8 protein-coding genes are annotated in these 12,673 nt (G+C 48.7%); 4 read left to right on the top strand and 4 right to left on the bottom strand.

Annotated features, from left to right (window positions below):
- Nucleotides 1-70: 70 nt before the first annotated feature.
- On the top strand, nt 71-2,332 hold the full coding sequence (locus tag GRF59_RS19900) for a bifunctional 2',3'-cyclic-nucleotide 2'-phosphodiesterase/3'-nucleotidase (protein WP_160499462.1): 2,262 nt from the start codon (nt 71-73) through the stop codon (nt 2,330-2,332).
- A gap of 173 nt (nt 2,333-2,505) precedes the next feature.
- Entirely contained in the window at nt 2,506-3,546 is a 1,041-nt protein-coding gene (locus GRF59_RS19895; RefSeq protein WP_160499461.1) for an EAL domain-containing protein, read from the top strand.
- Nucleotides 3,547-3,633: 87 nt separating this feature from the next.
- Here GRF59_RS19895 and GRF59_RS19890 read toward each other — a convergent pair whose 3' ends face one another.
- Nucleotides 3,634-4,551 (bottom strand): LysR family transcriptional regulator, encoded by a 918-nt coding sequence (locus GRF59_RS19890; protein WP_160499460.1) that lies wholly within the window; start codon nt 4,549-4,551, stop codon nt 3,634-3,636.
- A gap of 266 nt (nt 4,552-4,817) precedes the next feature.
- Here GRF59_RS19890 and GRF59_RS19885 point away from each other — a divergent pair, with 266 nt between their 5' ends.
- Nucleotides 4,818-5,867, top strand: coding sequence for a 2,3-butanediol dehydrogenase (locus GRF59_RS19885; RefSeq protein WP_160499459.1), 1,050 nt, complete (start codon nt 4,818-4,820; stop codon nt 5,865-5,867).
- A 157-nt stretch (nt 5,868-6,024) separates the two neighbouring features.
- Here GRF59_RS19885 and GRF59_RS19880 read toward each other — a convergent pair whose 3' ends face one another.
- From GRF59_RS19880 to GRF59_RS19870, 3 genes are all read right to left on the bottom strand, one after another.
- On the bottom strand, nt 6,025-8,328 hold the full coding sequence (locus GRF59_RS19880; RefSeq protein WP_160499458.1) for a family 65 glycosyl hydrolase domain-containing protein: 2,304 nt from the start codon (nt 8,326-8,328) through the stop codon (nt 6,025-6,027).
- Nucleotides 8,329-8,417: 89 nt separating this feature from the next.
- Nucleotides 8,418-9,089 carry a beta-phosphoglucomutase gene (pgmB, locus tag GRF59_RS19875; RefSeq protein ID WP_160499457.1) on the bottom strand — a complete coding sequence of 224 codons (672 nt, stop codon included), beginning with the start codon at nt 9,087-9,089 and terminating at the stop codon, nt 8,418-8,420.
- Between the two features lie 236 nt (nt 9,090-9,325).
- A complete protein-coding gene (locus GRF59_RS19870) occupies nt 9,326-10,363 on the bottom strand; it encodes a LacI family DNA-binding transcriptional regulator (protein WP_160499456.1) in 1,038 nt (345 codons plus the stop codon).
- 477 nt (nt 10,364-10,840) lie between these two features.
- Between GRF59_RS19870 and GRF59_RS19865 the strand changes: the two genes are divergently transcribed.
- The gene (locus tag GRF59_RS19865) at nt 10,841-12,583 is read left to right on the top strand and encodes an alpha-amylase family glycosyl hydrolase (RefSeq protein WP_237391930.1); all 1,743 of its coding nucleotides are present in this window, start codon (nt 10,841-10,843) and stop codon (nt 12,581-12,583) included.
- Nucleotides 12,584-12,673: the final 90 nt, after the last annotated feature.

Below are 12,673 nucleotides of genomic sequence, written 5' to 3'. Positions count from 1 at the left end.
ATTTTAAGAGAGCGGTTACAAAATGGTCCGCGCCGGTACATTTTAGGTACATATATTTAGGAGGGGTAAAATGTCGAAGTCCCGTAAAAAAGTAGTAAAAAGCATTACCGCAGCCGCCGTTGCCATCAACGTTCTGGCACTTCCGTACATGGCTTATGCCGATGGAAACACGCCGAACTCCAAAGTGAAGCTCCGCTTGATGGAAACATCCGATTTGCATGTCAACATGGTCAATTATGACTATTATGCAGACAAGCCTACGGATGAGTACGGATTTGCCAAAACGGCCAGCCTGATTAACGCAGCGCGCAAAGAAGCAAAAAATAGTCTGTTGTTTGATAATGGCGATCTCCTTCAAGGCAATCCGCTTGGAGATTATGTGGCTAAAGTGAACCCGCTGAAGCCGGGGGAAACTCACCCTGTGTACAAAGCCATGGATTTGATGAGTTATGATGCAGGCGGCGTTGGGAACCATGAATTTAACTACGGGCTCGATTTTCTGAAACTGGCTGAAAAGGGAGCCAATTTCCCGATCGTTAACGCGAACATTTATAAAGACGACGGGGATCAGGATAACAGCAATGATGTGAACTATTTTACCCCTTATACCATTCTGAACAAGAAAGTAATTGACGAGAACGGTCAAGAGCAAACCGTGAAGGTTGGCGTTATTGCCTTTGCTCCTCCTCAAATCATGCAATGGGATAGTGCAAACCTGGTAGGTAAGGTTATTACCAAAGACATTATCCAAACCGCTAAAAAATTCGTTCCGCAAATGAAAAAAGAAGGAGCCGACATTATCGTCGCGATCCCTCACTCCGGCTTTGAGGATATTCCGCAAACCGATTTGATGGAAAACTCCGTTCTGTATCTGAGCCAGGTAGAAGGCATCGACGCGATCATGTTTGGACATGCGCATAAAACCTTCCCAAGCGCTGAGTTCAAAGGCAAAAAAGGCGTTGACCTCGATAAAGGCACCATCAACGGCGTACCTTCCGTAGAGCCAGGATATTGGGGGGATCACCTTGGAATCATCGATCTTGATCTCGAAAAGGTCGACGGCAAATGGAAAGTAAACAATTCGACAACCGAAACCCGCGCCGTATATGACGTAACCAACAAAAAGGCTTTGGTGGATGCTGACCAGAAGATCGTTGATGCGGTGAAAACCGAGCATGATGCAACCATTGATTATGTTCGCGGCCCTGTCGGCACAACGACTGCGCCAATCAACAGCTATTTTGCCCTTGTACAAGATGATCCTTCGATCCAAATCGTCACCAATGCACAAAAATGGTATGTCGAGAAGAACCTGAAGGGTACCGACTACGAGAATCTCCCAGTTCTCTCCGCTGGAGCTCCATTTAAAGCAGGCGGACGTTCAGGCGCTTCCTATTATACAAATATTCCTGCGGGAACCATTGCAATCAAAAACGTTTCCGATCTTTACGTATATCCGAATACCGTACATGCGGTGGTTGTAAACGGGGAAGAGCTGAAGAACTGGCTCGAGTGGTCCGCAGGACAATTCAACCAGATCGATCCTTCCAAAACAACGGAACAACCGCTTATCAATAACGACTTCCCAACGTACAACTACGACGTTATCGATGGTGTAACATATCAAATCGATGTCACGCAACCGAACAAATACGATCTTAAGGGCACTGTGGTTAACGCCGATGCCAACCGCATCAAAAACCTGCAGTATAACGGCAAACCGATCGATTTGAAACAAAAATTTGTCGTGGCAACGAACAACTACCGCGCATCTTCTTCGAAGCTCGCAAATCCGGACGGCAAGCGCATCATTATGGCAGCTCCGGACGAAAACCGTCAGGTGATCATCGACTACATCCGTGACAATGGCACAATCAACCCTGCCGCGGACAACAACTGGTCGTTTGCGCAAGTGGACAAGAAGCTGAACGTTACCTTTACTTCTTCTCCGGATGCGAAGAACCTGGTAGAGAAGAGCAATAACATGTCGTATGTTGGCGATGGCGAAAACGGCTTCGCCAAGTACGCTTTGGATCTGTCCGTTAAAGCGGCAGCCCCATCAGAAACAAATCCGCCTGCGACTACTCCGGTGCAGCCAGAGAAGCCAACCACTCCTTCGGTTCCTACGGTTCCGGCTAAGCCATCGCAACCGGCAACCAAACCGGAAACCTCTAAACCGTCTACAAACGGCAAGGTTTACGTGATTAAGAAGGGTGATAACCTCTATCGCATTGGACTTCAGTTCGGCGTGGATTGGGAAAAAATAGCAAAAGCAAACGGAATCAGCAATGTCCGCGGCCTCAAAATCGGACAGCAAATCATCATTCCTTAAGTCTAATGTGACATATGTTATAGTCAAAACAACAAGCCGGCGGTTAAGGTAAACCGTCGGCTTCTTTTTGTTAAAATATTGCTTAAAATTAACAAAACCTCACACACAAACGGTGGGTGCCGTGCTATAATCAAATCAACAATTTTCGGCAAAATATGCCAAGGAGGAACTACATGAGTTGCAGCGGATGCGCCCCCATACAACCAGTAGAAGATCAAGGAAGGGTTCGGTTTAAGCCCAGTCATCATCTAGTATCTGCAATCATTCATGAGAAGCGACTGGCACCGGAAATAGACGCTGAGGATACCGTCGTCGTATCGTACGACACGAAGGACGAACTACTTGAATTGTTGCATCGCATGTATATGCTTCCGGCAGAGATCATTGAAGCAACATCCCTCTCCATTACGGGTCGCGGCCGGGACGAGAGCAGCAGCCAGTGGGTTTCATTGTCCCAGATGAGGGCCAGAATGAATCATTTTAACGTGGTGGATATCATTCAGCAGGGGCAGTTTTCCAGTCATATGCAGCCGATTGTCGATATTTCGGAAAAAATCATCGGCTTTGAATTTTTGCTGCGTCCTGCGCCAAACGGTGTCATGTTCCAGCCCTATCATTTGTTTGAAATTGCCAGGGAAACCGGCATGCATTCCTTCTTGGACCGGGCAGCGAGAATCTCGGCGATCGAGACCAGTGCCGAGTGGCTGCCGCGGGGCATTAAACGTTTTATTAATTTTCTCCCATCTTCCATATATAACCCTGAATATTGTTTGAGCCATACATTTAAAACCATTGATCGGCTGCATCTGGATCCTGAAGATTTTGTGTTTGAGGTGGTGGAAACGGAACGGATCGATAATATGGATCATCTCCTCCAAATTTTCAAGGCTTACAGGGATCACGGCATGAAGGTGGCGCTGGATGATGTCGGCTCCGGTTATTCGACGATGGAAGTGATGTCGATGCTGAAACCGGATTACGTCAAAATCGACCGAAGCCTGATCGATTGCTGTGATCAAGATGCCGCTAAAAGAGAGAAAATTCTGAATATCATTGACCGCGCCGAGAAATTTGGCGGACAGGTGCTTGCAGAGGGGATTGAACGACGAGAGGAATTCGACTTTTGCCGAAACTCCGGCATTCACCTGGCTCAAGGATATTTGTTCGGCAAACCGTCTGATCGGCCTCCGTTTGATGCGCTGCGTGCTGTGTGAGTCTGCGGTATAATGGTAAGGGACCGTAATCCTATATAGGATTACGGTCTTTTTTAGGATTCCGCCGAAAGTCATTTTCTTTGAATGCTAATGTCTTGTGAACTCCGTGTTGATCAGCTCGGATTCCTGACGGAAGCGGTTAATGAAATAAGCGTATAGAGGGGAAGGCTGCTTGTCCGACCAAACCCAACCGAAATGAACCGGCTGCTGCGAGAAATGCTCAATATCAAGCATGACCAGATTGTCCCTGATCAAGTGCTGCACCGTATAAAAGGAGTAGTCATGGCCAATCGTTAGCGCCAGTCCTTCCTCCAGCGCTCTTTGCACGGCCGATCCGTTATTGGTACGGAACAAAACGTTGATGGGGCCGAATTTGCGGCCGAAATCCTCGATGAACCGGTCCACATAGTCATCTTTATAGACCACAAAGGGATACTGCTGGATTTCCTGCGGTGTAATTGAGTGCCTGGCATGAGGCCATAACGCTTTGCCTGCGGCAATCATCATCCTGCCTTTAAAAAGGGTATGAAATTGCAAACCGTGAAGGGGAAGAAGGCTTTCGGGCAAAGCGACTAATCCGAGATCGGCCTTGCCGGCCTGGATTTCGCTGATAATCTCTTGCGATCCCTTTTCCAGCACCTCAATATGAAGATCGGGATGCTCCTTGTTAAGCTGCGAAATGACCCGGATCAGCGTGATCATCTCCGTCGGCATGGTCGAGATGCGAAGGTGGCCGCTCAGGCTGTTTAACCGGTTGTCCGCCTCCATCCGGATCTCTTGGACCAGCTTGGACACCTCGAACATTTTCTTGATCATGCCTCTGCCTTCCTCCGTGGGAAAGCTGCCCATGCGCGAGCGCTCAAATAATTTCACGCCAAGCTCGTTTTCAAGACTCGAAATGGCCTGGCTGATTGCGGATTGCGTCACATGGAGATTCTGGGCCGCACTGGCCAGCGACTTTACCCGAGCGACTTCGACAATATAGTTCAGCTGATCCAGGTTCATCCTTAGGACCTTCTTTCTATAAGCTGTGCTTATGTTAATATAACAATATTTAAATTTATTTAATCATAACATAGGCGTAGAATATTGGCTGTAAGACATGCTTTCGCGTTTTATGATTTACGGAATGTATACGCTTCAGCGAAGCTGTATGTTCTTAGATCCTAAAGAATAGAAGCCTTCGAATAAGGCTCGTTTTATGTGAAAGTACGTTTACACTTCTTATTATTTTATATATTAACTTTCTTCATAAAGGAGAGAATAGATCAATGAAAGCAGCTGTATGGCACGGAACCAAAGATGTACGCATTGAACAGGTGGATGTACGCGAAGTACAACCCGGTGAAGTGAAAGTTAAAGTGGAATGGGCCGGCATTTGCGGCAGCGATCTTCACGCGTATCACCATGGCATGGGCGTCCAAGTGGGCGGACCGCATCCGTTGACAGGAGAACAAGCTCCGCTGACGCTTGGTCATGAATTTGCCGGAACCATCGCCGAGCTTGGAGAAGGCGTCAGCCAATATCAGGTAGGAGACCGCGTGGCTATCGAACCGTTGATTTATTGCGGTGAATGCAAATACTGCCGTGAAGGACATTACAACCTGTGCGAAAAGTTTGGTTTTATCGGACTGAATGCAAACGGCGGTTTTGCTGAATATGTGGTCGTGAAGAAGCATATGCTGCACAAGCTTCCGGATCAGGTTACGCTTGAAGAGGGCGCACTGATTGAGCCAACGGCCGTTGCTTTTCAAGCTGTAAGAAGCAGCAAGATCAAAGTCGGTGATAATGTGGCTGTCTTTGGTGCGGGTCCGATTGGACTGCTTACGATTTTGTGCGCGAAGGCAGCAGGCGCTGCGCAGATCATTGCGGTAGATATCTCGCCGGAACGTCTGGAAAAGGCCAAAGAAGTTGGCGCGACAGCAGTCATTAATGCGGCTGAAGCCGACACGGTGAAGGAAATCATGGCTTTGACCGGCGATGGCGTGGCTATCTCTTATGAGGCTGCCGGTGCACAGCCAACCTTTACAAACGCCGTGATGGCACTGAAAAAGGGCGGGGAATGTATGGTTATCGCGGCATTTGCCAAGCCTGCCCAGCTGGATATGACCTCACTTCTGGTGAAGGAAATCAATGTCACAGCAAGTCTGGCTTACCGCCACGTGTTCCCGGAAGTCATCTCACTGGTAGAACAAGGCGCACTGGATGTTAAGAAAGTCATCACGAAGAAAATCAAGCTGGATCAAATCGTCGAAGACGGCCTCGAGCTTCTCGTTCAGGACAAGAGTCAGGCGAAGATCCTGGTACAGATCCAGTCCTAATACAAAAGAGCCGTCCCGCATGGGACGGCTCTTTTTAAGAAAGTGAATGTATGATTTATCAGCGGTGCGGAAGCATAAGCATTCGATCATTCCAAGAAGACGGACCCTAATATACGGTCCGTCTTTTTGCGAAATTCATTTGATACGAGCTTCTATCTTAGTGGGCAACTTTCACATTGCCCATGCCGCCTACGGTGTAGTCTTGACCGTAAACAAGAATGTCGGCAGGTACTTCCGATTCGTTGGTGACGAGTACGTCATGTTCACCGACAGTTACCTTCAGGCGCGAGCCGCGGAACATCACCTTGAAGGAGAAGGATTTCCAGTGACCCGGATTGAACGGATTCAGATGCAGAGCGCCATCCTTGACCTTCAAGCCGCCGAAGCCGTGAACGACGGACATCCACGTACCAGCCATACTGGTTGTATGGCAGCCATCCTCAGTGTCATTGTTGTAATTGTCCAGATCCAGGCGCGAGGTACGCAAGTACATTTCGTAGGCCTTCTCTCTGTAGCCGAGCTCACAAGCCATGATGGAGTGAACGCAAGGCGAGAGGGAGGACTCATGCACCGTCAGCGGCTCGTAGAAATCGAAATTCCGTTTTTTCGTATCCAAATCATAACGGTCTCCTAGGAAAAAGAGGCCCTGAAGTACATCCGCCTGCTTGATATAAGCGGAGCGCAGAATCCGGTCCCAGGACCAGTTCTGGTTTAGCGGCAGATGCTTCGGATCAAGATCCTTTACAGGTGTAAGATCCTTGTCAAGAAAGCCGTCTTGCTGCAGGAATACTTGGCGCTCCGGATCAAACGGATAATACATTTTATCGATGATTTCCTGCCATTTTGCCGTTTCCTCTTCAGTCAAATGCAGTTTCTCGACCAGTTCGGCGTAGCGGGAAGGTTCGTTCTCACGAAGATAATCAAGTACATCAAGCGTATACTCCATCGTCCACGAGGCGATGCGGTTGGTATACCAGTTGTTGTTGACGTTATTCTCATATTCGTTCGGGCCGGTGACGCCGAGCATGACATACTGATCCTTGGCTGGCACGTAGTTTACGCGTTCTTCCCAGAAGCGGGCGATTTCTGCGAGAACTTCCAGACCGTATTGGCCCAGGTAATCCAAATCTCCTGTGTAGTTTACATAGTTGTAGACAGCATAGGCGATAGCACCATTACGATGGATTTCCTCGAAGGTGATCTCCCATTCGTTATGGCATTCTTCACCGTTCATGGTCACCATCGGATAGAGAGCGCCTTTGGTAAAGCCAAGCTTGCGCGCGTTTTCCTTTGCTTTTTCCAGATGCTTGTAGCGATAGATGAGCAGGTTGCGGGCGATGGCAGAATCAGCGGTGCTGAGGTAGAAAGGAAGGCAGTAGGCTTCCGTGTCCCAGTAAGTGCTGCCGCCGTATTTCTCACCTGTAAAGCCTTTAGGGCCGATGTTGAGACGGTCGTCTTCGCCGCTGTAGGTTTGGTTGAGTTGGAAAATGTTAAATCGAATCGCTTGCTGCGCAGCCACATCGCCTTCAATCACAATATCGCTGTCGCGCCATTTGTCAGCCCAAGCTTGAATCTGTTCCTTGTGCAGCTCCTGGAAGCCTGCCTCTACAGCGCTCTGAAGTGCGGAACGACCGGCATCAGCCAGCTGGCCAAATCCGTAGTCACGGGATGTGACGTTCGCTACATACTTGTAAATGACAATTTGCTCGTTCTGGGCAGCTTCAACCTGTGCGCGGAAGCCCACGTATTTGTCTTTTTCGATGTGCTCAGACTCGAATGTCACAGGTTCGCCGTTTTTGCTGATCTCAAACGTCATGACCGAAGTCAGGTGAAAGTCGAGCTTTTTGGTTTTAACGGTCAGCAGAGCGTCATTTTCACCGAATTCTTTTGCGACCTCAACCCAGAATTTCTCCTCATAATTGGAGTCTTTGTTCTGTACGTCGCCGTCCAGATAAGGAGTTACGGTCAATGTTCCGCTGAAATTGAGCGGGGTAACCGCATAGCGGATTGCGCCGATCTCGTGGCGGGTCATGCTGACAAAGCGCAGCGCCTCAACGCGGATTTCCTTGCCGCTTTCCAGTTCAGCCGTAAAGCTGCGGGAGAGCGTGCCTTCCTTCATGTTCAGTACCCGCGAGAATTCCTTCACCGTGCAGGTGGCAAGATCCAGCGGCTGGCCATCGATTTCGATATGGATGCCAATCCAGTTGGTGCTGTTCAGCACTTTGGCAAAATACTCCGGATAACCATTTTTCCACCAGCCTACACGGGTTTTGTCCGGATAGTATACGCCAGCCATGTAGCTTCCTTGCAGCGACGGACCGCTGTAGGATTCTTCAAAATTGGCGCGTTGCCCCATATATCCGTTTCCGATACTGAAAATACTTTCAGAGATTTCATGCTGGTGCAGCTGGAAATCCTCTTCGATAATGTTCCATTTATCGAGTTTTAAATATTGCTTCACAGTAACCGGCTCCTTTGAAGGCGTAATATAAACTATTTTGCCAAAACTTGATGTCATTTATTTTCAATTTCCGGGGAAATATCCCGAAATTAGTGCGTCATAAACTTCGTAATCAGGCGGCTTACCGACATTTCCTGCAGAGAAGAAACCACTTCGTCGGCGCGGCCAAGAGTATCCTTGGAGCCTACTCCAACGCTGCGCATCCCTGCGCGAATGGCTGCTTCAACGCCTGCTTCGGCATCCTCGAATACGACGCACTCGGAAGGACTGACGTTCAGTTCCTGAGCCCCCAGCAGGAATACCTCCGGATCTGGCTTGGCACTGGCGGTTTTTGTACCATCGATAATGGCATCGAAGTAAGGTACCATTTGGGTGTTGTTCAGGATTGTCATGGCGTTTTTGCTGGCTGAGCCAAGGGCAATCAGAATACCGTTTGCTTTGAGCTCCTTCAGAAAAGCGAGCGCACCGGGCAGAATCTCTGATTCATCCATGCGGGAAATGTAATCGACGTACCAGCCATTCTTTTTCTCAGCGAGAGCCAGCTTGGTTTCATCGTCCAGCGTCACACCGCCAACCTCTAGCAGAATATCAAGTGAAGCCATCCGGCTCACCCCTTTTAATCGTTCATTATCCTGTTCGGTAAAGGTAAAACCCAGTTCACCGGCAAGACGTTTCCAGGCCAAATAATGATATTTCGCGGTATCGACGAGCACACCGTCCAGATCAAACAGACAAGCTCGAATTGGAGTATGAAGAGTCATGGAAGAAGTCCTCCTTATCATTTGTGCAAACGTTTGAACAATTTCTGAAAATAAAGGAAGCACCTAAGATGCTCCACTTTTTGGGATTGGATTCGAATCCGAGATCGTATGCGTAATTTCCCTATGTACACTACTGGCACGATAAGGAATGCTTCTTCTGTGAAAATAACGTCAAACAGGCCCGGACGTCAAGAGGAATTTTTTGAAAGAGTCTGCCGGACGGATCCAAGCGGCAATTATGATGGTTTAGGCGGCGTGTATATCGATGACTCTCTGATGACCAGTCGATGCGGGATAATATGGCGCTTCTGAAACTGCCTGTCTCCGACATGCTGAATCGATTGAATCAAGGCCTGCGAGGCGGTATATCCCAGATTATATATGCCGATATCGATGCTTGTGACTGGTGGGCTCGACAGTTCGGCAATGGAAAGATTATTAAAGCTGACAATGCATAAATCCTCGGGAACTTTGTAGCCAAGCTCATGCAGTCCACGCAAAACGCCGAGAGACACCAGATCATCAACGACAACGAGGGCGGTTGGCCGCTCCGGAAGATTCATGAAAAAGGACATGGCGCGGTAGCCGCTTTCCTGCAAAAACTCTCCTTCGACGATCCATTCCTTGCGCATTTCAAGTCCTGCTTCCTCGAGCGCGGTAACATAACCCTTTAAGCGGTCACGTGACACAATGTGGTTCGGCGGTCCACTGACAAAACCGATGCGCTGATGGCCAAGCGAGATGAGATGCTTGGTAGCGTCGTAGGCTGCCATGACATTGTCATTATCCACGGACAGGATTTCGGGAAACTTTTCGCTGCGTCCGACGAGAACGAATGGAAACTGGTTCGTCTTTAAAAATTCAACCACCTGATCGTCCTTGCGGGAGTACAGCAGTATGGCCCCATCAACCCTTTTTCCCTTCAGAAGACGCGATACCGCTTCGACTTCTTCCTGTTCGCTTCCACCTGAACTGATCAATACATCGTACCCCGAACGGTTGGCCTGGGTGACAATTCCGCGGATCAGCTCCATGAAGAACATATTCAGAAACAGCTCTTCGGCCGGCTTCGGCAGAATCACGCAAATGCTTTCCGTGGTCCGCGAGACGAGGCTTTTGGCCATAATGTTCGGATGATATCCGAGCTCCTCCATCACATCCCGCACCTTCTGGGACGTTTCTCGGCTGATTCTGGTGTTGTTCGACAGCACACGGGACACGGTGGAGGGGGAAACGCCCGCTTTTTTGGCGACATCTTTTATCGTTACAGACATTGTTACCTCCCTGTGGAACCGTTTGCGTTCCTGGATGAACGTTGAACATTTGTTCACCGTTTATATTAAAGAATGATAGGCGCTTAGCGAAGTTGAACCCTTCGATAGTTGCCATGAGAACTTCTGCTAATGCGAATAATCGCCTGATCATGTAAAAGCGACATCACTATTTTCATATGCTATTTTTCACTTGCTATCTTAATCCAAAGGTTGAAGCTTGTAAATACGGTTCATTACGGCTTGGAAATTATTCAAGAAAAATAGCGGGAAAACACGGATTGTAAGATGGGGAGGCCGATGAAAATGCCGGAATTGAAGATTATGAAAAGGCGGAGGCTAATCTTTCAGGTTATACAGACCCTCCCGGGGCTATCAGTTTAGTTCAAGAAAAAAATGGTTGCGCACACGTTTTTATACAGCGTATTCTGCGTAGTAAGGAACAACGATATACTCCCAGGCAGGAAGGATGAAATGAGAATGAAGTTAAAAAAATCACGCAAGGCCGTAATCAAACTTCTGGGGACAGGCGTGACGGCGGCGATATTAACGGGTTCCTTGCTTGCAGGCTGCAGCGGCGGTGAAGAAAAGTCTGAGTCCGTAGACAAACAGACGGCACAAGGAACAGAAGGCAAGCAGCCCGAGGGGTTAGACAAATCAAAAGAGCAGTCAGCAGACATGTCAGAGCAAGGAAAAACGGCAAAAGCCGATGTCATTCATGAGCAGCCTTCGACGGTGTATTACGAGGTGTTTGTCCGGTCTTTTTACGATTCAAACGGGGATGGCATCGGTGATCTAAAGGGATTGACGGAGAAGCTGGACTATCTCAATGACGGTAATCCCGATACTCATGATGATCTGGGTGTGGGCGGCATTTGGCTCATGCCGGTAAATCCTTCGCCAAGCTATCATGGTTACGATATTACCGATTACCGGAACATCAATCCGGATTACGGAACGCTGGAAGATATGAAGAAGCTGGTGGAGGAGGCACATAAACGCGGAATTAAAGTCATCATGGATCTGGTCGTGAATCACACCAGCGTGAAGCATCCTTGGTTCATCGATGCCGGCAAAGGTCCAAACAGCCAATACCGGAATTGGTATGTGTGGTCAGAGGATGAGGGAAAGATTCCTACGGGAACCAGTGCAGCCGGCAGCGGCAATCCTTGGTATGAACGCGGCGGGACGCATTATCTCGGCACATTTTGGGAAGGCATGCCCGATCTGAACTATGATTATCCGGAGGTTCGCAAGGAGATCGAGGATGTCGGACAGTTCTGGCTGAAGCTTGGCGTCGACGGTTACCGTGTGGACGGGGCCAAGCATATTTACGAGAATCTGCAAAGCGATCGCGGCTCGGCAACGACAGCCAAAAACGCGGATTGGTGGCAGGAATTCCGCAACAGCTTGAATGCGGTGAACAAGGATGCTTATATGGTGGGTGAGATATGGGAGAAATCGGCGGCGGCCATCGCTCCGTATGTAGACGGGGCTTTTGATTCCGCGTTCGATTTCAGCCTGGCGGACAACATCATGAGTGCGGTCAAGCAGGAGAAGGACAACAATCTCGGCTTTACCCTGGAACGCACCAATCAGTTTTACATGGAACAATCCAAGAACAAGTTCATCGACGCCATCTTTTTGTCCAATCATGATCAGGATCGTATCATGAGCCAGCTCGGTAATGATTGGAATCATGCGAAAATGGCGGCTGCGCTGCTGCTCACTCTTCCGGGCAACCCGTTTATTTATTATGGCGAAGAGATCGGCATGCAGGGGAAGAAGCCTGACGAGCATATCCGGGAACCGTTTGCTTGGACCAAGAGCGGACAGGATAAAGGGCAAACGACCTGGGAGAAGGCGAGCGTCAGCGGCGCGGATCTGGCGAATGCCAATGTGGAAACCCAGACAGGACAAGAGAATTCGCTGATCTCCGCGTACCGGAAACTGATAGAGTGGCGAAATGAGCTGCCGGCACTCCGCAATGGTGATCTGAAAAGCGTAGATACCCGCAATGAGGCCATCATTTCTTTCGTGCGCAGAAGCGCACAACAAACTGTGCTTGTGTTGCACAATTTATCCGGTCAGCCGCAGGAAATTAAGCTGGATTCTTCAGATTTGTCGATCTTCTCCCAGATGGTTAGAAACAGCAGTAATACTGCAACTATTCACGAAAATGTTGTAAGCATTCCAGCTTATTCCAGCATTGTCTTGCAGTGAATAAGAGCGAAAAACAAAGTAATATTGTGATACTCGGAGATATAACCTGATAATGTTGTTGAAATTACGTGAAATGGCCCAAAATACAAT

This window comes from Paenibacillus dendrobii, from assembly GCF_009807035.1.
GTDB classification, from domain to species: Bacteria; Bacillota; Bacilli; order Paenibacillales; family Paenibacillaceae; genus Paenibacillus_AQ; species Paenibacillus_AQ dendrobii.
Note: the sequence above shows the minus strand (reverse complement) of the source record. Positions and strands in the feature narration are given on the sequence as shown.